The sequence below is a fragment of the Flavobacterium faecale genome (assembly GCF_048320115.1).
GTDB classification, from domain to species: Bacteria; Bacteroidota; Bacteroidia; order Flavobacteriales; family Flavobacteriaceae; genus Flavobacterium; species Flavobacterium faecale_A.
In genome coordinates this window covers 2970291-2992022 of sequence record NZ_CP182943.1, presented here as the reverse complement: position 1 = coordinate 2992022, position 21732 = coordinate 2970291, and the positions used below count along the sequence as shown (strand labels likewise).

General features: G+C 32.8%; 19 protein-coding genes, 1 CRISPR repeat array and 1 riboswitch. Of the genes, 9 read left to right on the top strand and 10 right to left on the bottom strand.

The features are described 5' to 3' along the window. Nucleotides 1-44: 44 nt before the first annotated feature. Nucleotides 45-1103: a DUF5074 domain-containing protein gene (locus ACNH59_RS12265; protein ID WP_418262819.1), complete on the bottom strand. Its 1059-nt coding sequence runs from the start codon at nt 1101-1103 to the stop codon at nt 45-47. A 3-nt stretch (nt 1104-1106) separates the two neighbouring features. Next, the gene (locus tag ACNH59_RS12260; protein WP_418262818.1) at nt 1107-2939 is read right to left on the bottom strand and encodes a TonB-dependent receptor; all 1833 of its coding nucleotides are present in this window, start codon (nt 2937-2939) and stop codon (nt 1107-1109) included. A 27-nt stretch (nt 2940-2966) separates the two neighbouring features. Continuing rightward, nucleotides 2967-3234: riboswitch (cobalamin riboswitch) on the bottom strand. 135 nt (nt 3235-3369) lie between these two features. On the opposite strand from ACNH59_RS12260, the gene ACNH59_RS12255 reads away from it, so the two are divergent. The 3 genes from ACNH59_RS12255 (at nt 3370) to ACNH59_RS12245 (ending at nt 6454) form a co-directional block, all read left to right on the top strand. Then, nucleotides 3370-4512, top strand: coding sequence for an ABC transporter substrate-binding protein (locus ACNH59_RS12255; RefSeq protein WP_418262817.1), 1143 nt, complete (start codon nt 3370-3372; stop codon nt 4510-4512). A gap of 62 nt (nt 4513-4574) precedes the next feature. Then, nucleotides 4575-5537: an iron chelate uptake ABC transporter family permease subunit gene (locus tag ACNH59_RS12250; RefSeq protein ID WP_418264896.1), complete on the top strand. Its 963-nt coding sequence runs from the start codon at nt 4575-4577 to the stop codon at nt 5535-5537. 134 nt (nt 5538-5671) lie between these two features. Next, entirely contained in the window at nt 5672-6454 is a 783-nt protein-coding gene (locus ACNH59_RS12245; protein WP_418262816.1) for an ABC transporter ATP-binding protein, read from the top strand. A gap of 262 nt (nt 6455-6716) precedes the next feature. On the opposite strand, the gene ACNH59_RS12240 is transcribed toward ACNH59_RS12245, so the two are convergent. Together ACNH59_RS12240 and ACNH59_RS12235 are read right to left on the bottom strand one after the other, a co-directional pair. Beyond that, nucleotides 6717-7169 carry a tRNA (cytidine(34)-2'-O)-methyltransferase gene (locus tag ACNH59_RS12240; RefSeq protein ID WP_418262815.1) on the bottom strand — a complete coding sequence of 151 codons (453 nt, stop codon included), beginning with the start codon at nt 7167-7169 and terminating at the stop codon, nt 6717-6719. 61 nt (nt 7170-7230) lie between these two features. Further along, entirely contained in the window at nt 7231-7830 is a 600-nt protein-coding gene (locus ACNH59_RS12235; protein ID WP_418262814.1) for a pseudouridine synthase, read from the bottom strand. 168 nt (nt 7831-7998) lie between these two features. On the opposite strand from ACNH59_RS12235, the gene cas1 reads away from it, so the two are divergent. Next, a complete protein-coding gene (gene cas1, locus ACNH59_RS12230) occupies nt 7999-8907 on the top strand; it encodes a type II CRISPR-associated endonuclease Cas1 (RefSeq protein WP_418262813.1) in 909 nt (302 codons plus the stop codon). After that, nucleotides 8883-9212 (top strand): CRISPR-associated endonuclease Cas2, encoded by a 330-nt coding sequence (cas2, locus tag ACNH59_RS12225; protein WP_418262812.1) that lies wholly within the window; start codon nt 8883-8885, stop codon nt 9210-9212. The genes cas1 and cas2 overlap by 25 nt, the downstream gene beginning before the upstream one ends. A gap of 112 nt (nt 9213-9324) precedes the next feature. Further along, nucleotides 9325-10745: a CRISPR direct-repeat array (repeat unit 36 nt; unit sequence AATATCGTGTTTTCTAATCTTTAATCAAACCACAAC). A gap of 243 nt (nt 10746-10988) precedes the next feature. Here the strand turns inward: cas2 and cas9 are convergent. The 5 genes from cas9 to ACNH59_RS12200 form a co-directional block, all read right to left on the bottom strand. Then, on the bottom strand, nt 10989-15380 hold the full coding sequence (cas9, locus tag ACNH59_RS12220) for a type II CRISPR RNA-guided endonuclease Cas9 (RefSeq protein WP_418262811.1): 4392 nt from the start codon (nt 15378-15380) through the stop codon (nt 10989-10991). A gap of 698 nt (nt 15381-16078) precedes the next feature. Further along, on the bottom strand, nt 16079-16282 hold the full coding sequence (locus ACNH59_RS12215; protein WP_418262810.1) for a hypothetical protein: 204 nt from the start codon (nt 16280-16282) through the stop codon (nt 16079-16081). Nucleotides 16283-16376: 94 nt separating this feature from the next. Next, nucleotides 16377-17336, bottom strand: coding sequence for a HipA domain-containing protein (locus tag ACNH59_RS12210; RefSeq protein ID WP_418262809.1), 960 nt, complete (start codon nt 17334-17336; stop codon nt 16377-16379). Further along, nucleotides 17326-17661 (bottom strand): HipA N-terminal domain-containing protein, encoded by a 336-nt coding sequence (locus ACNH59_RS12205; RefSeq protein ID WP_418262808.1) that lies wholly within the window; start codon nt 17659-17661, stop codon nt 17326-17328. The genes ACNH59_RS12210 and ACNH59_RS12205 overlap by 11 nt, the downstream gene beginning before the upstream one ends. 6 nt (nt 17662-17667) lie before the next feature. Continuing rightward, nucleotides 17668-17886 carry a helix-turn-helix domain-containing protein gene (locus tag ACNH59_RS12200; RefSeq protein WP_338378058.1) on the bottom strand — a complete coding sequence of 73 codons (219 nt, stop codon included), beginning with the start codon at nt 17884-17886 and terminating at the stop codon, nt 17668-17670. A 305-nt stretch (nt 17887-18191) separates the two neighbouring features. Between ACNH59_RS12200 and ACNH59_RS12195 the strand changes: the two genes are divergently transcribed. Genes ACNH59_RS12195 through ACNH59_RS12180 form a run of 4 tightly spaced genes read left to right on the top strand, consistent with a single transcriptional unit; the run spans nt 18192 to nt 19756 of the window. Continuing rightward, complete coding sequence (locus ACNH59_RS12195) at nt 18192-18950, top strand: hypothetical protein (protein WP_418262807.1); 759 nt, start codon at nt 18192-18194, stop codon at nt 18948-18950. Next, entirely contained in the window at nt 18950-19342 is a 393-nt protein-coding gene (locus tag ACNH59_RS12190) for a DUF5675 family protein (protein ID WP_418262806.1), read from the top strand. Before ACNH59_RS12195 ends, ACNH59_RS12190 begins: the two co-directional genes overlap by 1 nt. A 35-nt stretch (nt 19343-19377) precedes the next feature. Further along, entirely contained in the window at nt 19378-19593 is a 216-nt protein-coding gene (locus ACNH59_RS12185) for a hypothetical protein (RefSeq protein WP_264558352.1), read from the top strand. Between the two features lie 10 nt (nt 19594-19603). After that, complete coding sequence (locus tag ACNH59_RS12180) at nt 19604-19756, top strand: hypothetical protein (RefSeq protein WP_418262805.1); 153 nt, start codon at nt 19604-19606, stop codon at nt 19754-19756. Nucleotides 19757-19826: 70 nt separating this feature from the next. Here the strand turns inward: ACNH59_RS12180 and ACNH59_RS12175 are convergent, their stop codons facing one another. Beyond that, nucleotides 19827-20249, bottom strand: coding sequence for a DUF6943 family protein (locus tag ACNH59_RS12175; protein WP_418262804.1), 423 nt, complete (start codon nt 20247-20249; stop codon nt 19827-19829). Nucleotides 20250-21732: the final 1483 nt, after the last annotated feature.

The window sequence follows — 21732 nt, the reverse complement described above, 5'->3', positions numbered from 1 at the left end:
TCATTTAAGTATTAGAACGAGATTTTTTAGTAAATATTCACAAACTAGTTATTAAAATAAAATCCCCCGGGAGTAATCCCTACCGTAATTGTTGATTTTAAATTGCCAGTGGTATCATAAATTGCTACTTTCCCATCTGAACTGTAATTTCCAGCATCTGACAAATAGATCTTAGAATTATTAACAGCGAAACCATAAGGGCTAAATGTTTCTGTAAAAAGAGCAGTAGTTGGTAAACTGGTATCAGAAGTATTCATTACATAAATATTCTTAGCTTGAGTAAAATAGATTTTATTGTTTTCAATATCCATTTTCCCCGGATGTGATGTTAATGCAAAATCATAACTAGCAGTAACTTGATTAGTAGTAGGATTTATTTTTTGTAATTTCCCAGCTGATTCTGCACCTGTCCAAGCAGCTTTACCGCTACTTAAAACATAAATAACACCTTGATTCTCTTTGATATTAGAAGGTACATCACCAACAGCAATAGTAGCTGTTACTTTAGCAGTAGCAATATCAATAACAGAGATTGTTTTTCCGGAACTCCAACCTCCTTTGTGCGCGACATATAACTTATTATTGTAAACAACTAATTTTTCTGGCCCTTCAGCAACTGGGATTTTAGACTCTACAAGATTTGTAGTTAAATTTACAACCGCTACATAATCATCAGTAGCATCTGCTCCATCTCCCCAGTTAGTCACATATCCTTTACCGTTTGCAAAAACGATGTATCTTGGGTTTTTTAAATCTTTGTTTATTGTTGTAATACTTTTTAAAGAATATCTATTTATCACTTGGATAGTGTTCGAACCATTCATTACCACATAAGCTGTTTCTCCATTTGCATTAAAATCTTGAGCAGTATCGCCCATTAAACTTCCAGCATTATTCAGTGAAAATAATTTATTTACTGGTGTAACTTCATTATATCCAAGAAAAGAAATCTCGGTATTTCCTTTACCAAAATTCCCTTCATTCAATATGATCACCCCATTATCATAAGTTCCTAATGATTTTTCTTCATTAGCTTCATCGGTACATGAAACCAAAGTTAAAGCAGTGGCGACACAAGCAATTGTAATTTTTTTAAAGTTCATTTTTTAATATTTAATTGTTAAAGATAAATTATAATTAATACCAGGCATTGGTCTAATTTCTACGGTTTGATAGTTGCTATTGAAGAGGTTAAAAATTTGAAATCCTACTTTACAATGTTCTTTTTTACCTATTTTACAAAAGGCACTAAGGTTAGAAACATGATATTCTTTAAGTAGATAAAGATTATCACTGCTTGTAAATACCGCACCGTTAAACATAAATTGGTAATTGAGCGACCAATTATTAAATGAGTAATCTATGTTAGAAGTCAATTTATGATAAGGAACATAAATCAGTTGTTTTCCATTTTTTTGATCAACAGACGATGTATAGGCGTAAGCCATGTCCAAATCGAGACGGTGTTTATTAATTATTTTATTAAAATGACCCGTTAATTCCACTCCTTTATTGACAACTCTATCTGTATTAACTGGTTGCCAACGTCCCACTTCATTTGGAATCCAGCGAATCATGTCTCTAGTATGAATATAATATAAGGTTGTCAAAAACTTAAAAGCTCCTACACTCAGCTCTTGTCCCAACTCTAATTGATGGGATAATTCTGGGTTTAAATTGGGGTTACCACTTCCTTTCCAATATAAATCATTGAAGGTAGGTACTCTAAAATTTTTTGAGGTATTCAATTTTATAGTGTAATACTCCAGTGGATTAGCCCTCAATCCAAAAGAATATAAAAATGGCGTTTTATAATTTGTTGTTACCTCTTGACGTAAACTAGACTCAACTTTTAAGAAAGGACTCATTTTATACTTTATCAATAGTCCTACAGCACCTACTTCTCTTTTTTCATTATTGATTGAACTCCCAAATCCTTTTATATGGGAATAGGTCAACACTGAATTGATAGTAAAATCAGTGGAGAAAGAATAATCCAAATCATATTTTAATAATTTAGTGGTTGCACCACCTTTACTAAAATTATCCTTATATCTATTTTCAAAATACTTGTACTCTTCTGTAATATAGGCTACTTTAAAACTAGAGGTAAAATCAATATTTTGAGCTGTCCATTCTACTAAATTTCGTGTATTCAAATCCTTATACTGACTTAATGAACTGGTAACCAGTGTACCCGAAAAATTTCTTTCACCATCATACAATTGACTATAAAGGTAAATTTCATGACTTTCATTAATTTTATAACCAAAGTTTGTATTCCAAGTCGTATTATAATATTCTCCATTTTGATTGACTTGGTTGCTTTTAAGATATTTGTAATCGTTATCAGAACTATTTCTAGAAATACTTACTTGTGTGGCCAATTCATCATCAGAAACCAGAAGGTCATAGTAATAGCCTTGGGTATTAAAGCTCCCTAAATTTATGCGTAAGACATTTTGGAATTGTTTTTTGAAGTGCAGTTCATTATTTAAATGCACCGTTCCTCCTATAGCTGAACTACCATAAATACCGCTACCTCCACCAGTCCGTACGGATACCGATGAATATCCTAAAGGACTAATTGTGTTAAAATCAGTTTGACCCAATAATTGTGAATTGATATTTATTCCGTTCCAAACTACTGCAGTTTGTGCTGCCGTAGTACCTCGAAAAGAAACTGACGATACCATACCATTCCCATTTTCTTTAAAATAAAGTAAACTGTTATAACGTAATAAATTCGTTAAGGATTGGTGATTTTTTTCAATTACTGTATCAGATATATTTTTAACATGAAGAGTATTCGAATATTTAAGCAATGCTACATCACTAACCACCACCTCATCCAAAGAAATAGGTTCTTTGTTTTGGGCGAAAATCAATTGACTTATTACTAATAAGACGTAAAAAAATGTTTGCTTTACTTTCATCATTTTAAAATCTCTTTTTCCCGAGAGATTTGTATTTGTTAAAATAAAGGCAGGTCTCCTGGCTTGCGTCTTGTTGTTTACCTTCCCACTCGCCGTGGCGAGCAGTGGTTTTGTAGATAACAACAAGCATAATAGCTTACAGTTGCGGGTACAGCGCGAGATTTTTGAATTTTGATTTGTAATTATTGATTTCTGATTTAATATCAAAAATCGTTAATCAACAATCTTCAATCACTCACTTCCCTTTTAATGCTATTTTAAAATTATAAAAAAAGCAACCTCAATTTTCGACAAAGGTAAATGATAAAAAATATAAAAAACAAATTTTATTTTTTTTTGGAATTATTCAAACAAACTAAATAGAACGCTCCAAAAAAAAAGTAGCCTTTTCTGTAATTTCTCCTACCTTTGCCAACAAAATCGAAATTAAATAATGAAATTTATTACTATAAAGATATTTATTATCACTTCTTTTGCCTTGTTATTTAGTTGTAAAAAGACGGATAAATTACAACCCGAAACTGCAATCCATGCCACCAATAGCATCGAGCACGCAAGCAGTTTGGCTATTTACAAAAATGAGGGATTTTCTATTGTCAAAATCATCAATCCGTGGCCCAATGCAAAAGAAAATTTAACTTATATACTAAAAGAAAGGCAAATTAATCTCCCTGACAGCTTACAAAAATATCCTATAATTACCGTTCCCTTACAGTCCATTGTGGTGACTTCGACAACGATAATTCCGTTTCTAGAAATGCTAGGTGTAGAGGAAAAATTAGTAGGTTTTCCACATACGGATTACATTTCGTCAGAGAAAACAAGGGCTTTAATCGACCAAGGAAAAGTCAAGAATTTGGGGCAAAATGAAAAATTAAACATGGAGCAATTAATTGATTTATCACCTGAATTGATTGTCATTTTTAGTATGGACAACCACAATCCGATGATAAAAAATCTGGAAAAAAGTGGTTTAAAAACACTTGTTCAGGCAGATTGGATGGAGCAAACGCCACTTGGTAAAGCCGAATGGATAAAGCTATACGGTGCCTTACTGGGAAAAGAAAAAGAAGCTAAGAACCATTTTGACCAAATCGTACAAAACTATGAAAATGCAGCTGCACTGGCCTCTATGACCAATGATAAAAAAACGGTACTTTATGGATCAATGTACCAAGACCAATGGTTTGTTGCCCGAGGAAACAGTTGGGTGGCACAATTTATCAAAGATGCCAAAGCGGATTACCTCTGGAGCAATACAGAAGGTACAGGAAGTTTGTCTTTATCCTTTGAAACTGTTTTAGAAAAAGCCAAAAATGCACAGTACTGGATTGCGACAAGTTCCTTTAAAAGTTTGAACGAAATGACTAATGCTAATCCGCATTACAGTCAATTTGAAGCATTCCAACAAAAACAAGTTTATACTTTTGAAGGCAAATTGGGAAAAACTGGAGGGACTATTTATTATGAACTAGCCCCAAGTCGACCTGATTTGGTTCTAAAAGATTATATCAAAATTTTTCATCCTGACCTACTTCCAAATTATACCTTTACCTTTGCACAAAAACTCAACTAACATTGGCTTCTAAACAATCTACTTTTATTTTATTCTCCTTGATTGGAATTGCATTTCTTGGCTTGTTTTTCTTAAACATCAACTTAGGATCAATCACTATTCCGTTTAAAGAAATACACAACAGTTTAAGCGGAGGTCAGGCTAGTAAATCCACTTGGGAATACATCATTATCAATTATAGATTACCTAAAGCCATTACTGCGATTCTCGTGGGAATGGGATTGTCTATCAGTGGTTTATTGATGCAAACGCTTTTTAGAAATCCACTCGCTGGACCTTATGTTTTAGGACTAAGTTCGGGCTCGAGTTTAGGGGTTGCCTTTGTGATATTGGGAGCAGGATTCCTCCCACCTTTTTTGCGTACTATTTTATTGTCTTCCTACGGAATTGTTTTGGCATCAACACTGGGAAGTACTATAGTTTTGGTTGCTGTTTTGGTCGTAGCTCAACGATTAAGAGATACGATGGCGATACTTATCGTTGGATTGATGTTTGGGAGTTTTACCTCAGCGATTGTAAGTACGCTCACTTATTTTAGTACCGCAGACCAACTTCAAAAATTCACTTTTTGGGCTATGGGAAGTCTAGGGAATTTGTCTTGGCAATCCATTCTTGTTTTGACAATTGCTGTTTTTCTTGGCTTACTGTTAAGTTTGTTCAGTATCAAACCTTTGAATGCATTACTACTCGGTGAAAATTATGCAAAGAGTATGGGATTGAATTTCAATAAAACTCGACTCATCATAATTTTAGCTACTAGTATTTTGGCTGGAAGTATCACTGCTTATGCAGGTCCAATTGCTTTTATAGGTTTAGCCGTTCCACATATTGCTAAACTGATATTTCAAACCAGCAATCATCTCATTTTATTTTGGAGTACCTTAATTATTGGAGCAAGTATTATGTTGCTTTGTGATGTTTTATCTCAAATGCCTGGTTATGAAACAACACTGCCTATAAATGCAGTAACTTCATTGTTTGGAGCGCCGGTAGTTATTTGGTTATTGGTTCGAAAGAGGAAATAGTTTTTTTAAAACACATAAAAAAAAGAGTGCATAGTTCAACAAATTGAATACACTTAGCACTATGTACGCTATGAGAGTAAAACGACTAAAATAAAGACAAAGAAATCTATGTTTCTATGTGTTAAAAAAATGATATGACTAACAAAACCATCCTAAAAGCATCCAATCTAAGCATCGGATATTCAGCAAAAAAAGAGAACAACACCATTGCTACTAACATCGATTTGACCCTAACCCAAGGCAAACTTATTGCGTTAATCGGTGCCAATGGGATTGGAAAATCAACCTTGTTACGCACCTTGACAGGCATCCAAAAACCACTTTCTGGAGCTGTTTTACTCCACGATAAAAAGATCGAAAATTACAGTCCTTTGGACCTCGCACAAAACCTCAGCGTGGTTTTAACCGAAAAATTACCTCCTAGTAATTTAACCGTTTTTGAACTCGTTGCTCTTGGTAGACAGCCTTATACCAACTGGATAGGCAAACTCACGGAAACGGATATTACACAAGTCAACCGTGCTTTGGAACTGACGCAAATCAATCATTTAGCAACCAAAAAACATTATGAAATCAGTGATGGTCAATTACAAAAGGTATTGGTAGCAAGAGCTTTAGCACAAGACACCGCACTCATTATTTTGGACGAACCCACCACTCACTTGGATCTATTACACAAAGTTTCTTTATTCAAACTGTTGAAAAAATTGACTCACGAAACTCAAAAATGCATCCTATTTTCAACCCATGATATTGATATGGCGATTCAATTAAGTGACGAAATGATTATCATGACACCTGACACGGTGGTACAAGATGAACCCTGCAATTTTATTGCTAAAGGCAGTTTTAATACTATTTTCAAAGACGAACACATTAGTTTTGATGCAGAAAAAGGGAAGTTTGTAATCTCTTAACTAGTAGCAAAACGACTCATTTTCATAATAGGCTTTCCTCCTGCTGTACGCTAAATCTCTTGTGTTGCTAACGCACACAAGAGGATATCGCTTCCATCAGGGCTAGGAACTTCGTTTTTTTCTACAATCCCTTTATAGTGATAGTGCCCCCAAAAAAAACTATAACTCTAGTTTAAATTTACATTTCGAATCGTTGAATTTTCGATTTCAAGAGAGGAGTCTAATCTTTTAACCAATTACGTTTAGGGAAACATACTTTTTATTACAAATTTTGAATCTGCCTCTTCGCCTCACCTACTACAAATGCGACCGAATTAGCAATATTAAAACTTCTGATTTTATCTGACATTGGGATTTTCAAATGATTTTCAAATTGTTCCAATACTTCTTGACTCAACCCCTTACTTTCTTTTCCAAAAACCAACCAATCTCCATCTTGAAATTCTATTTCTAAATAGGATTTATGAGCATGGGAACTCATCAAGAAGACTCTTGACAAATCTGGAATTTGAGACTTCCATTCGGCTACGTTTTGATATTCCGTTACATCAAGATGTACCCAATAATCCAAACCAGAACGTTTCAAGTTTTTATCATTAATCACAAAACCAAAAGGATGAATCAAGTGCAAACGACTTTCGGTACCCACACAAAGTCGGCCAATATTTCCAGTATTATTAGGGATTTCAGGTTCTACTAAAACGATGTTTAACATTTAGATTGCAGATTTTTAATTAACGATTTTTGATTGCAGATAGATATTGATGTTTCGATTTTTAGTATTGAATTTGACTTTTGAAATTGATATTATCATTGAAATTTGCTACTTCGATTACTTCTCCAGCTTTTAAGTTTTGCAAATGTACATTTCCTATTCGAACTCTCACTAATCGTAATGTAGGAAAACCAACGGCTGCAGTCATTTTTCGAACTTGTCTAAACTTACCTTCATTGACCGTTATCGATGCCCAAGAAGTAGGCCCATGACGTTCGTCTCGTATTTTTTTAGCACGTGGTCCAAAATCAGGGATTTCAGGAACCAATCTAGCTTCGCATTTTTTGGTTCTGTATTTACCGCCATCAAAGCCTATTTCGACTCCTTCTTTGAGTAAATCAATGGCTTCTTGTGAAATAATGCCGTCTACTTGCACAAAATATTCTTTATCGACTTTCTTCGAGCGTATTTGCTCGCTTACTTTTCCATCTGTAGTCAATAGTAACAAACCTTCAGAGTCTTCGTCAAGTCTTCCTATCGCCATCGTTCCCTCTGGAAAATCATACAACTCACCCAAAAGTTTCTTCTTTCGCTTCAACTCATAAATAAACTGACTTAAATAACCGTAGGGTTTGTGGAGGATGAAATGGTGGTGAGACATTAATTTAGATTTGGTTCAAATGGCAAATTTAAGCGTTTTATATAGATTTTCCCTTTTAATACAATTTGATTTCTACCTAAAACTACATTTTATTTAAAACTTTTTCTTACCTTTTACATCCTTTTTAAAGGAAGGTTACTATTTATTATCAATTATTCCCATTTAATTATGATAAAAAGAACACTACTAATCGAAAACAAAGCCTCTATTTCGACCAAAAATCTTCAGTTAATTATCAAAACCGAACTTAGAGAAAGCACTATTCCCATAGAAGATATTGGATTTTTAGTGCTAGATAATGCTGAAATTTACTTGAGTATACCTGCAATGAATTTGCTAGTCGAAAACAATTCAGCACTCATAATTTGCGGTAAAAATCATCTTCCTAATGGTATGTTTTTAAACCTTAACAGCCATCATATCCAACAAGAAATATTTAGAAATCAAATCGAAGCTTCCCTCCCGCTCAAAAAACAATTGTGGCAACAAACCATTATCGAAAAAATAAATAATCAAGGATATTTATTGCAAAAGATTACCAAACAAAAAAATAGTTTTGATTTTCTGGCTAGTAAAGTTTTGAGTGGTGATACCAGCAATATGGAAGGAGTAGCTGCAAGCCAATATTGGAAAACATTTTTTGACACTTATGACATCAATTTTAGGCGAGAGCGGTTTGGAGATTATCCCAATAATTTCCTTAATTATGGCTATGCGATTTTAAGAGCAGCAACTGCCCGAGCTTTATCCGGAAGTGGATTATTAAATACTCTGGGGATTCATCACAAAAGTAAATACAATGCCTATGCATTAGCAGACGATGTTATGGAACCGTTTCGTCCAATAGTAGACGAAAAAGTATATGAAATCATGCAAAAATATGAAGAACAGGAACTGAATTCAGCTATTAAATCAGAGCTTTTACAACTACTCACTGGTACGGTTTATTTTAAGGACGAAAAAAGTCCGTTGATGGTGGCCTTACAAAAAACAGCCAGTTCGCTGCAGCAATGTTTTACAGGAAATAGGAAAAAAATAAAATATCCTAAGCTATGGAACTTAACGGATACCGAATAATGTGGTTGTTTGTATTTTTCGATTTGCCAACAGAAACCAAAAAAGACCGTCGGAATGCTTCTCAATTTCGGAACAATCTTTTGAAGGATGGTTTTTCTATGATGCAATTCTCTGTTTACGTTAGACATTGTGCCAGTAGTGAGAGTGCAGATGTTCACGAAAAACGCATTCATCAATTATTACCACCATTAGGAAAAGTCAGCGTCTTACGAATTACCGACAAGCAATTTGGTAATATCCAAAATTTCTGGGGCAAAGCCGAAGTTCCTGCTGCGCCTCAACCAACACAATTGGAACTTTTTTAGTCCTGGGAACAAAAAAATGCCTCAATATTGGGTTATCAAACCAATAAAGAGGTATTTTTTCAAACGATATTTCAACCTAACACAATGATTATCAGAAACCAACAAGCCAACTAATATCGTGTTTTCTAATCTTTAATCAAACCACAACTGGGCAGCAGGCCTTAGCAAAAAAGGCGAAAATATCGTGTTTTCTAATCTTTAATCAAACCACAACATATCTGTAATTGAATCAACAATGTGGACAAATATCGTGTTTTCTAATCTTTAATCAAACCACAACTATCACTATTCATTTTAGATTCCAAAATAAAATATCGTGTTTTCTAATCTTTAATCAAACCACAACACGAATCAAATTCATTATACTTTGGCGGATAATATCGTGTTTTCTAATCTTTAATCAAACCACAACTCGGTAACGCTTGTTAAATTCAAATTAGAGAATATCGTGTTTTCTAATCTTTAATCAAACCACAACTTAACAATTATATATCATGGCAAAAGAAAAATATCGTGTTTTCTAATCTTTAATCAAACCACAACCTAATTTCTGTTAAAAAAGAAAAAGCTTTTAATATCGTGTTTTCTAATCTTTAATCAAACCACAACTAGCATCAAACCTATTTGCATTTTTTTACGAATATCGTGTTTTCTAATCTTTAATCAAACCACAACTTATTCATCCATAAAGTAGCATCCTCAACAAATATCGTGTTTTCTAATCTTTAATCAAACCACAACAACATACCAGTTAAGTTCTAAACTTTTCTTAATATCGTGTTTTCTAATCTTTAATCAAACCACAACATGTTCTCCATCTTGAGCAAACAAACAAGTAATATCGTGTTTTCTAATCTTTAATCAAACCACAACCAATACTGTTGATACCCATTTAGAGTGTTCAATATCGTGTTTTCTAATCTTTAATCAAACCACAACACACGACTCAGATTTTCTACGTGCCAGACCAATATCGTGTTTTCTAATCTTTAATCAAACCACAACTGTTCCATTGAAGCCATCGGTCTCTATTTTAATATCGTGTTTTCTAATCTTTAATCAAACCACAACTGATTTAGTCATTTCAAACCACTTAGTTTTAATATCGTGTTTTCTAATCTTTAATCAAACCACAACAAATAAAATGAATGCAACCAAACACATAGTAATATCGTGTTTTCTAATCTTTAATCAAACCACAACAGCAGGCTCACAACGTTTCACGCTTCCACTAATATCGTGTTTTCTAATCTTTAATCAAACCACAACTATATTTGTGTAATGATTTTGAAAAGGTAGAATATCGTGTTTTCTAATCTTTAATCAAACCACAACTAAACTATGGCTGTATTAATAACAGAGATTAATATCGTGTTTTCTAATCTTTAATCAAACCACAACGTACCATAGGTACCAGCTACAACAATCTTTAATATCGTGTTTTCTAATCTTTAATCAAACCACAACATACCGTTGTTAGCTACGGTTACATTTTTAAATATCGTGTTTTCTAATCTTTAATCAAACCACAACTGAAAGCGACTGCATCCCTGCTGGGCGGATGCCATCCCTTTCAGTTGTGGTTTGAGATGTTTAAGAGTTTAAAAACTTATGTCAATGAACGTTTTTTATATTTAAAGTAAGCTCAATCTCTTTTTAAATTCAAATAGCATTTCCTCTCTGGTTTGCCTTTTAGTAAATCCACTTTTTTCAGCTCTATCAATTTTTACTTGAATTCTTTTGATTTGCTCTCTCGTTAATTTTGATTCATCATAATTATATTTTTTCAAATTTACCTGTTGGCAACACTTTAAAATCAATTCCTTCTACAAAAGCATTAAATTGATTGTGATTCATTTTTCGAGTGGGTTTTATTTCCCCTAATTTGAAAACCCCATCTGGCTTAAATTTATCTTTTTTAATTTCATCAGATTTTCTTGCTTCTTTAAAGTGTCGAAGCATTATAACACCATATTCAAAATCATTATTACCTGATTTTATCCTTTGAATTGACAGTCCTTCGATAATGTAAATTCTTCCTCTTAAGTCTAATAAATCCGAAATATCCTCAGGATTTTCTATATCCTTATCATAGAAAACAACTTGTTTACCTCTTTTTAATACTAGATCCCTACTATTTCTTTTCGCAATAGGAACTTGTATTTTCTTTCCTTTTACAACTTTTTCCTTATACAAAGGATAAAAACCTTGCTGCTGCTTAATTAATTTTGCAACATTAAAATTATTAATTAATTCAAACTCTCTCTTCCCTTCAAGCTCATAAATTGCCATACAATAGTTTTCATCATTTTGCCCGTAAACCTTTTGCTTATGTTCATGACGAGATTTTGACAAAGAACTATGTTCTTTTATTTCTAAAGGGTTTTTAACTGAATTAGCAAACAATCGCACTTTTTTAATAGGAATACCAACTATTTTATGTTCTTCATCTGGTTCTTTCATCCAAACTTCTCCAACTAGTTTATTTTTTTGTTGTGCATTTGAAGATAGTATTAAAATCCCATTAGTTACAGCTTCTTTAACTTTCTCTTTTACGATTTCATCAACTATATTTTCAATATCTGATGCTTTTAAGCTTTCTAAATCTTTACGAATTACATATTTAATTTCTTCTGTATTCAATGGGTTTTTAATTGCGCCATAAATACTATCTTGATGTAATGATCCTCTCACAGTATCACCTTGTTGTAACCTTGGTAGTTTTTTACCGTCTTTATCTAATTTGTAAATAATTTTGCCGCTTGAATCTATTTTAGGAACAGCTTTGCCATTTGCATCTCTTTCTATTTCTGCTAGGTATTGCTTCTTACCTCTAATTCTCACTATCTTTTTGGATTGTTTCTTTAGGTTATCGGGTGTGTAATGCGATACCAAGATTTCTTCTTCAATCTTAATCAAATCCTCTTTGAATGTTTTCCATGGTTTTGAATCTGCTAATAATTTTCTAGCATCGGATAATTGTTCTTTATCTTCCAAAGTCCAGGCATGAGCCAAAACATCATATTTATCTTTGGTCATGCAGGCAATGGTAATGGCGTCAATGGTATGATGTGTATGTTTACTTCTATCTTTTTCTAAAAAGTACTTTTTGCCATCTTTTTGATAACTTCCTTGAATTCCCCAAATCTTTCTAAACTCGGCAACCATTCCTCCTTTTACACTTTCTACCCTTTTGAAATAGGACTTCAAATAGGCTTGTGCATATCTTGTAATAATTCCTGTATCTGGAATTTGACTGTTTTTAAATCCTACTTTAGGCTCTGGCCAAATAAAACGATCGTATTTTCCTTGTAAATAATCTCTTTTTAAAGTCAAATAATGTCTTCTTCTAATTTTTTTATCTTTAGCTTCTTTGGTTGCTGCTGTTTTGGTAGATCGAATAATCATTTCAATTTCTCTCGTATAATTTTCAGCTTCTTCTTTCCAATGCGCTATTCTTGACAAAATTTCTGAATGATTTACTAATTCAATAGGCATTTTTTGCTTTTTAATATCTCTATTAAACTCTTGACTACAAAGCGTTTTGTTCATTTGAGAGTTATCTTGTGAAATACTTCTTGGAACCGTATGTTCTATATCATATTTTGGGTTTTCTCCTATAATATCGCAAATACTAATACTATTACCATTCTCATAAATCTCCTTCCTATCTTGCTCAATCCATAATTGATAACGTAATAAATCATCAACCGTTGGCTCAATTTCTTTACCACATTCAGCTAAATAGAGCTTCTTAATTTCTTCTTTATATTTTTCACGTTCTTTTTTATTTTCATTTTGGTAATCCTGAATTCCTTTTCGTTTATTGGCATCATTTAATTCCCGAGCCATTTCTATATGAACACTTGTTCGTTCATCAACTTGACCCTCTACTATTAAAGCATTTAATACTTTTCGGAGTTGATGTAAAGCGCGCATTGCCATTGGATTTTTAATCGACGAAGTTAATGGACTTCCTAATATTAACTGGCCTGTTTCCTTTCCGTTTTCATCTCGTACTTTTTGCTTTTTGAAAACATCAATATCTGAAGGATGGTATAGTTTATTTAACTGCTTCGGATTACTACAAAAAACCTCTCCATCTTCATTTTCTCCCTTTAGGAATTCTAAAACTTTTTCGTCCAAACGTTTTACTTTTATGAATTCATAAGCTTCCAATTGCGCTATAAAAACAGGAAACAATTCCTTTAAGATTACTTCTTGTTGTAAGATATTAGTAATATTATGATACTTAAAAAACGAAACTAGTTTTTTACTTAAATCATTTCTATATGTAGATTCTGCTTCTTTAGAATAGTAAGCACCATCAACTTTACAATCCTTTAATAATCCGTTTACAATTTCTAAAAGCCCATTGTCAAATGAATGATTGGCTATTATTTCAGCAATCTTATCTTGTATATATTTTCTTTGTGCTAAGTCGTTCCAAATAGCCTCATCAACTATACCTCCAATATTTGCCATAAAAACGGCATGCGAATACAGTAACCCTTCCTTTACATACGGTAAAATTTTATTGATTGCGTTCAAACTCAAACTTGCAAAATCCTTTTTCAATCTAATCTTACTAAAAGACTTAGCGTTTTTTTCTTCTAATTTTAATTTATCTTTTGCATATTCATATAAGTAAATATCAGAAGTAGAAACAGATAGTAAATGCCATAAATCTTTATAATCTACTGTTCTATTAACTTCAATACCTTTTGAATTTAAAGTTGGATAACTAAATGTTTTTATTCTCCAATCTTCTCCAATTACATTTTTTAAAGAAGCACAAACTGGACAACCCGCCACTGTATCTGTAGGTTTGTAATTAAACCAATAATGGAAACTATCTCTTTTTGAAGATTTATAAAATCCAAAACTTGCCCCTTTTTCAATTAATTCTTTGGCCAAATCTTCAAAATTAAAATTATCCTTTTTTCTTAAAAACTTTGGAATTAAACTAAGCTTTTCTTCTTGTGATAAAAAACGCAATGTTTTCTCAGTTTGTGTTCCTATTTTTATAGTATTCAAATAAGTCCACATTCTATACTCTTCAAAATCAGGATGAGAAATAGCGGATCGCGATTTGCTTTTTTCGAAAGAACACTTACCTATTGATCCTTTTTGAGATTTTAATGGACGTTGAAAAAAGATCGCTCTATATAATTCCTTAGTTAAACCTCTATATCTTTTTTCTGGCAACTGTTCATTGTCAATAATACCTTCAATAGCTTGTATTTTGCAAATAATCTCAAATTCTGCTAAATAATGTTCTTCTCTAGCTGTATATTGGTTTCTAATTTTTCCTTTATTATACAAACTATTGAAATATTGTCCTAAGGTTTCAAAACTTCCGTCATTCATTGCTTGCGAAATCTCACTAATTTTGCCTTTAACTTTACCTAAATCTTCTTTTTTATTTAATCGAGCAAATAGTTCGTCTTTACATTTTACAATATCATTTTCATTTTTCTTAGTTATTGCAACCAAAGAATTATAAAGTGTCTTTAATTTTTTCTCTCCTTCATCTAAATCCTTCTTAAAACCTCCTTTTATAGATTCATCAAGTATCCCTGTATTAAGGAAATAGTCTTTCAATTCAATTAATATTTCATCTTTAGTTTGCAAATCTTCAATTGCAGATTGAATTTGAGGACAATGTTCTTCAAAAACTCCTTCAGCTGACTGATCTAATCGATTACTTAAAAAACCTCTTCTTTGTGTAATATGATAAAGAGCACGACCTAATTCGAACAAAGTAACTTTTTGTTTACTTGCTCTATCTCTGAAAGTGTAAGGGTTTACATTTTCATTGTCATCAGTACGTAACCATTTCAAAAATTTAGGGTTAAGTGGGTATTCTTTAAATCCAGATTTTTTCCACTCTTCAACTTCCTCAATTGACAACGGACACATTCCATTTATAGATAGGACTTTTAAAGTTTCGTATTTCCTTAATTTTCTACGATTTTTAATTTTTCGTGCACTTCTGTAACCAGTTCGTTCTGCTGCACGAGAACTTTCAATGCCTTTTTCAGATTTCACTCCCTCCGAAAATATCCGAACGCCTTTATCTAAAAGGGTATAGTCATTATTATCTTTTTCCACTATCGCCCACCCAATTGAGTTTGTCCCTAAATCTAAACCTAAAATCTTTACCATAACAATTAGTATTTGTAAGAATTTCTAAAAATAGTAAGAAAAAAAATAACTCCATTACTGTTTTCCGTAATGCAACATAAAAAGTTTTTACTTACATTTGTAACAGATTAAAACAATTCTAATCTTTAATCTTATCACAATAAGGCTATATGCCGTAGATGAAAATCTTTAGTCCTGCTTCGGTGGGACTTTTCATTTATACCAATTACTAAACTTTTCTATGAGAGAGATGTCACTTAAATTATTATAATTTAGTAATACCTCGAAAGACACCAAAAATCAGTTACCAAAATATAAAGGGTAAAATGAAAATGATCTCATTTCAAGATTTAAATCAAAACAACTCTTAGAAGCACTAAGAAAAGGTTGTATTCATTTGTAAATACATTTTAATTGTTGTGGACTAAATGTGGGGATTTATTGCAAATAAAAAACCCTAACTCCTTTATCTACAAGGGCTAGGGTTTTATTTCAGCGGAGAAAGAGGGACTGTTTCGAATTATGAACCCCTTGTATTTGTTGACTTTACAGACAATTCTCAGAATAAGTGCACCGAATTGTGCACCCTTTTTTTTGACTCCATTTAGCACTTATATTGCATGACTCAAATTTACAAAATTAAGTTCAAAAATTGGACTTTAGATACTCAAAAAATGATAGGGAATAGGTTTAATTTTTGAACATCAATACTCTATTTTTTATCCAATAATTAAAGGTTCAACCTGTTCCATTTTTAGGCTGGTGTATTGGCAGAATTCCTCAATGGACACCAACTCATTTTCGAGTTTTTTGAGGTCTGTTCTTATTTTTTGCATCAATCTTGTGCTTTGACGATAACTCTTTCCTGTTATGCGTTGTATGTCCTTTGGATAAATGCAAATTCTTTGTTTCTCTATTTTCATACTCTATCTATTGCTTTGACTCGGCTTTGATATACTCTAAAGTACTATTTATTAGACTTTATTAAGCATAAATTTATGAAAAAAAAGTGTTTGCTTAGTCCGTTTCAAATAATCTATGGTATCTTTCTTCCAGTAGTGCTTTGTATTTTTCTTTGAAAGTATCAGACAGGAATGAATTATCGATCCACTGGTGGGCGATGGGTTTATTTTTTTTGAAACGGTTTGCAATTCCTTTTAGTTGTTTTTCGTTTAAGCCAAGGCTGATACCTAGTCTTTTGAAATGTTCCCATTTTAGTTTTTTCTTTTTACCTTCCAATGTTAGTGCTAGTTCTTCGGTGTCTTCAGGGTTTACTATAGCTACGTTTAGAAGATCATAAGCTGGCGATAATGTCCATTGCTCTCCTGAGTTTATCATGGAGAAGTTTTTTAGATGCATATCGTTGTTTCCGGTTAGGAAACTGAAAATCGCAAGTTCTAAGAAATAGACTTTATCTAACAGCGTGTTACTTGAATACTCATCAATTGCTTTGCCTATTTTTTCCATAGAGCTTTTATATTTGTCAAAGGCTTCTGTAATTTGAAACATGTCGAGCATGTGGATTTTCTCTCCAGTTGGTGTTCTATCGATGCGTTTTGTGATATAGGATAGCTCTCCCGATTGTAACCTTATTAAACTTGATGGCACTGTGTTTATTCCGAAGGCTTCTGCTATTCGCATAGTTAAGTGTTCGTTTTCTGGCATTTCTGGGAATTGGTCGGATGGTGGTTTGAAAATATAGTTTCCACCTAATGCACCAACTACTGTCAAACGGCCTTTGCTGCCATCTTGCATTGTGTCCGTTATTACCGATAATGATAATTTGGGTTGCACTCCTGGAACTGCAACACTTCGTTCGACAACATTCTTGGCTAAATCGGCCATTTGTTTTAGAGAATGTTCAAATATGGGTGGTTCTTTGGTACCGAAAAACGTTAAGCTGCATTGCTCGTGAAAATCACCAACTGTATTTGCTTCCAATGCATTGTAACAAAATAGACATTTCTTATTTTTCATTTTCATCCGGTATTGGTTGAACACTTACAGCACCGATACAATTTTGGCAACATGCCAATAGTAAACCCATGCGATCATTTTGATTTATTTTCCAGTTTTTAGAAGCAATATCTAACAGCCAACCTTCAGGAATTAAGCCTTCAAAAAAAGGAAATAAACGCTTATCCGTATATGTTTTAGAACTTACTGGCATTGTTAAAGTAATGCATTCTTTGGGATGTTCTTTTACATATTTTTCTTCGTACTGAAATGTATACTCTCCATCATCGGTTTCTGTTAACATTCCTGCTAAGTGGTCTTTATAGTAAATGGCTGCTTGTCTCATCCTATTTTATTTTTTAGTTTTAGATAATTCTCTAGCATTTACTGGTGCTAAGGTATGTCCGAACATTTTGAGGACCTGGTTTACTTTTTCAAGATTTAGGTTTTCCTTTCCTTGTTCTATTTTTCGAATAACGGTAAGTGCAACTCCAGCACGTTCAGCAAAAGCTTCTTGTGTTAATTTTACTTCGTTTCTTTTTTCTTTTACAAACTCTGCCAATGTCATCATAATTATATGCTTTTACAACTATTTTGAACAAATATAATAAATTATATGCAAAAGCATATAAAATAGTTTAAATAATATTATCTATATGTATTTACATATAAAATAATAATCTAAAAATTATTAGATATGTAGGACAAATGAGTTGATTATTGCCATTTATGTCAAATTGTGCCATTTGGAACTAAGCTCGTTTAATTGTATCAATTAACTTTTAAATTTTGTATTCAAATCATTCGGAAAGTGGTTGCAACCTGTTGATAGAATGAAGGAGATTTTAAATGATTGTTTAATTAAATTTTTAAGTTATGGCTAGACAGAAAGGCATAATTAAATTAAAAGGTACTATCGGAGATATTACTTTTTACAAAACCCAAGACGGACATTTAGCTCGTGAGAAAGGTGGAATCGATGCTAGTAGAATTGTTAGTGATCCTGCGTTTCAAAGAACACGTGAGAATGGCTCTGAATTTGGAAGAGCTGGAAAAGCTGGAAAGCTTTTAAGAACAGCTTTTAGACCATTACTATTGAACTCTGCTGATGGTAGAATGGTGAGTCGTTTAACGCAACGAATGGTGAAAGTTATTCAAGCGGATTTAGTAAGTGATAGAGGTTTGAGAAACGTTATTGATGGAGAAGCTGAATTGTTATTTGGTTTTGAATTCAATATTCGTGGTAAGCTTGGAACTTCTTTATTTGCTCCTTATGTGGCTACTATTGACCGTGCAGCTGGAGAAATTAAAGTGGATTTGGTATCATTTATTCCAGCGAACATGATTGCAGCTCCTAGTGGAACAACTCACTTTAAAATTATTTCTGGTGGTGCAGAAGTTGATTTTGAAACTGAAACTTTTGTAGTTTCTAGTTCTGAAACTGCGATTTTACCTTGGGATAATACAGCTACCGCTGCAATAAACCAAGTGAATGCTGTTACTCCTGCAAGCACAAAACCATTGTTTTTAGCTGTTGGAGTTGAATTTTATCAAGAAATTAATGGACAAATGTATCCGTTGAAAAATGGTGCTTATAATCCGTTATCACTTGCTAAAGTTGATGGTGGTGTGTAATGGTTATTTATTTAACTAGAACTTATTTCCCTGACGGAACAAACGGAAAACTCGAATGTGAAGGTAAATTTATTTGTTATACGATTGAATTACCTTGGAAGAATAATGAAAAGAGAGTTTCCTGCATTCTGGTAGGGAAATATTTTATTAGAAAGCGATATAGTCAAAAATTCAAATGGCATTTAGAAGTTTTAGATGTAGAAAATAGAAGTTTTATTTTATTTCATCCTGCTAATAATGCTTTTAAAGAATTGAATGGTTGTATTGCCCCCGTAACAAAACTTTCTGGTCCAGGTTTAGGATTGATGTCACGAAAAGCATTTGAAAAGCTAAAAACGTTAGTTTATCAAGCTTTGGATAATAAAGAAAGTGTTGAATTGATTGTTGAATAGATTCCTATTTTCATGGGAATGAAAAGATATAAATTATGAAAAAAATTGTAAATAGAGCTACAGCTCCTACTCCAAAGTTTTTTAAAGTGCTTCGAAATGTTGGTTTGGTTTTGGCTGCTGTTGGTGGAACTATTTTAGCTGCTCCAATTGCCTTACCAGTATTAGTTACAACTATTGGAGGTTATATGGCTGTTGCTGGAGGAGTTTTGACAGCAACTAGTCAGCTTACTACAACTGATGACAGCGAATAACCATACTTTAATGGGAACTGCTGGAGGCACATTTTTAAGTATAGTACCAAATATAAATTCTGAAGATATTGCAAAAACTATTATATTAGCTTCTGTTGGAGCAATAGTCAGTTTTACTATTTCATTACTACTTAAAAGCCTACAAAAGAAGCACAAAAAATAAGTTTAGCCCTTGTTGTGGTGACCTTTGGGTTAAACAAAATGAAAGCCAAGTCGAAAGACCTGGCTTTTTTTTATCTATTACAATAGCGATATAAAATGACTTTACGCATATCGTTGATAAGGTTTAAATTATCATTAAAACGTTTTTCAGATTGTTCTAAAAGCTTTAAAGTTTGCACGTTTTTAAGGTGTTCTTCGTGGTCTTTAATTTCTTGGTTAACTTTGTTTGGAAATTCTTTTCTGACATCATTTAAACGTAAAAATGGTATTACTGAACCACAAAGAAATTGATGCCAGAATTTCGTTTTCCAAAGTGCATAAGCTGTTAAATTGATGTTGTCAAAATCTTCTTTATTCTCGAAAATGATAACAAAACTATTTGTGAATGGCTCATTTGAAGGCTTTCCACTGTTCAATCCTTTGTTTAAAATGAATAAGTGTGGATTTTTGTAAATCGTTCCTTTAGTGTAGGATTTAATGACAAATTTTAACATAACATCGGCTTTTAAAAATTGGTTATATTTTCAATTTTCTACGGTGTTTCCTATGAAATGCAGGTGTGCCTCGCTATGCTCTGCACACATAAATTTTTCAAAAGAAAAAAAGAAAAAAAAGAAAGCCGTATTTGCAAGTGGAAGGTTTCAAAAAAGCAAGTTTTTTTGAAAAAATACTACCCAATATATAATCGGAAATGAGTTTTTTGAATCATTGTAATAAATTCAAGCGAAACGGTATGGGTGGAGATTTTTTTCAAAAACCCGAAGGGCTTGAACTTGCTTTTTTGTAAACCTGGAACTTATCTTTGCTTCCTTTTTTTTATTTATTTTTTTTTGAATTTCCAATCAATTATTGTTTTGAAATCGGATGTTGTTTTGGATACGTTCTATCTAACGTGATTGTCATTTGGAATTTAGGAGTTGTTTAAAGGGTATTGAATTTTAAAACAGGATAAATAACCATAGGCTAATCAAAATGAATACTTTTATCCTGTTTTAAAATTTAATACTCTTTTGTGGATTTGATTTTTGAGGATGCTTTGCTAGTCTTCAATAATCAGTTTTTAGTGCTCAGTAAAAATGTGCTTATGGAAATGGGAAGCATCTTCAAAAAACAATGCATTAAGATACCTAGTGCGATGAGGCAGTAGCGCAAGCAAGTGTATGATTTTTTATTTGCTTTTGGGATTTTTGTGATTGCTTTTATGTTGGATAGATGCCTTTTTTTGAGTGATTAGTGATTAGTGAATAGTTCTTGTGGAAAGGATTAAGGCATCTGGCCAACGTGAAAGCAATGGAATTTGTGGTTACTGGCAAATGAAAAATTATACTCTTGCTGGGAATTTTGGTTTTGTGGGTAATAAAATGGCTTTTACCATAGGCAAATTAACTAAAATCAAAAGCCATTTTATTACTTACAAAAGCAATGAGAACACTACCTATGTCTGCAGTAAGTTGATAAAAACAATACTACTAGTCTTGCGATAGTAGATTTTTAAAACTACTACAAATATTCTACGGACTATTGAAAGTGGTTTGTGAAGGACGGTGTTTTTTGTAGCTGGGTGATGCGATGGGAGCTGCAAAAAATGTTGTCCTGGAACAAACCACACGAGCGTTGGATGAGCGGCTTTTTTACATAATGTTATTATAGTGCATCCGTTGGTTTCATTAGATGCAGGATATTTGTTTATGCACTATAATGCCACATTATGTAACTAAGCTTGGGAGAAAAAATTACTGGCATGAGTTGCGTAGCGTACGCGTTTTTGTTTTGAGCGTTGGGCAAGCTCTTTGACTGATGGCTTATTGGATTTTCATTATTAAATAAAGATTTCTAGCCAACAGGCAAAGTGCTTGATGTGCGTTGGGACAAAAACCATGACAGTAATTTTTTTAGGAGCGTTGGGAAGGAGTGGCTATTTGGATTTTTTTTTGACTTTAGTTATACCCAATGGTACTATATTTAAAAAAAAAACAA

Bases quoted from the DNA above. Each gene is read 5' to 3' on its own strand.
- ACNH59_RS12265 (WP_418262819.1), bottom strand. From the start codon at position 1,103: ATGAACTTTAAAAAAATTACAATTGCTTGTGTCGCCACTGCTTTAACT.
- ACNH59_RS12260 (WP_418262818.1), bottom strand. From the start codon at position 2,939: ATGATGAAAGTAAAGCAAACATTTTTTTACGTCTTATTAGTAATAAGT.
- ACNH59_RS12255 (WP_418262817.1), top strand. From the start codon at position 3,370: ATGAAATTTATTACTATAAAGATATTTATTATCACTTCTTTTGCCTTG.
- ACNH59_RS12245 (WP_418262816.1), top strand. From the start codon at position 5,672: ATGACTAACAAAACCATCCTAAAAGCATCCAATCTAAGCATCGGATAT.
- ACNH59_RS12240 (WP_418262815.1), bottom strand. From the start codon at position 7,169: ATGTTAAACATCGTTTTAGTAGAACCTGAAATCCCTAATAATACTGGA.
- ACNH59_RS12235 (WP_418262814.1), bottom strand. From the start codon at position 7,830: ATGTCTCACCACCATTTCATCCTCCACAAACCCTACGGTTATTTAAGT.
- cas1 (WP_418262813.1), top strand. From the start codon at position 7,999: ATGATAAAAAGAACACTACTAATCGAAAACAAAGCCTCTATTTCGACC.
- cas2 (WP_418262812.1), top strand. From the start codon at position 8,883: ATGGAACTTAACGGATACCGAATAATGTGGTTGTTTGTATTTTTCGAT.
- cas9 (WP_418262811.1), bottom strand. From the start codon at position 15,380: ATGGTAAAGATTTTAGGTTTAGATTTAGGGACAAACTCAATTGGGTGG.
- ACNH59_RS12215 (WP_418262810.1), bottom strand. From the start codon at position 16,282: ATGAAAATAGAGAAACAAAGAATTTGCATTTATCCAAAGGACATACAA.
- ACNH59_RS12210 (WP_418262809.1), bottom strand. From the start codon at position 17,336: ATGAAAAATAAGAAATGTCTATTTTGTTACAATGCATTGGAAGCAAAT.
- ACNH59_RS12205 (WP_418262808.1), bottom strand. From the start codon at position 17,661: ATGAGACAAGCAGCCATTTACTATAAAGACCACTTAGCAGGAATGTTA.
- ACNH59_RS12200 (WP_338378058.1), bottom strand. From the start codon at position 17,886: ATGATGACATTGGCAGAGTTTGTAAAAGAAAAAAGAAACGAAGTAAAA.
- ACNH59_RS12195 (WP_418262807.1), top strand. From the start codon at position 18,192: ATGGCTAGACAGAAAGGCATAATTAAATTAAAAGGTACTATCGGAGAT.
- ACNH59_RS12190 (WP_418262806.1), top strand. From the start codon at position 18,950: ATGGTTATTTATTTAACTAGAACTTATTTCCCTGACGGAACAAACGGA.
- ACNH59_RS12185 (WP_264558352.1), top strand. From the start codon at position 19,378: ATGAAAAAAATTGTAAATAGAGCTACAGCTCCTACTCCAAAGTTTTTT.
- ACNH59_RS12180 (WP_418262805.1), top strand. From the start codon at position 19,604: ATGGGAACTGCTGGAGGCACATTTTTAAGTATAGTACCAAATATAAAT.
- ACNH59_RS12175 (WP_418262804.1), bottom strand. From the start codon at position 20,249: ATGTTAAAATTTGTCATTAAATCCTACACTAAAGGAACGATTTACAAA.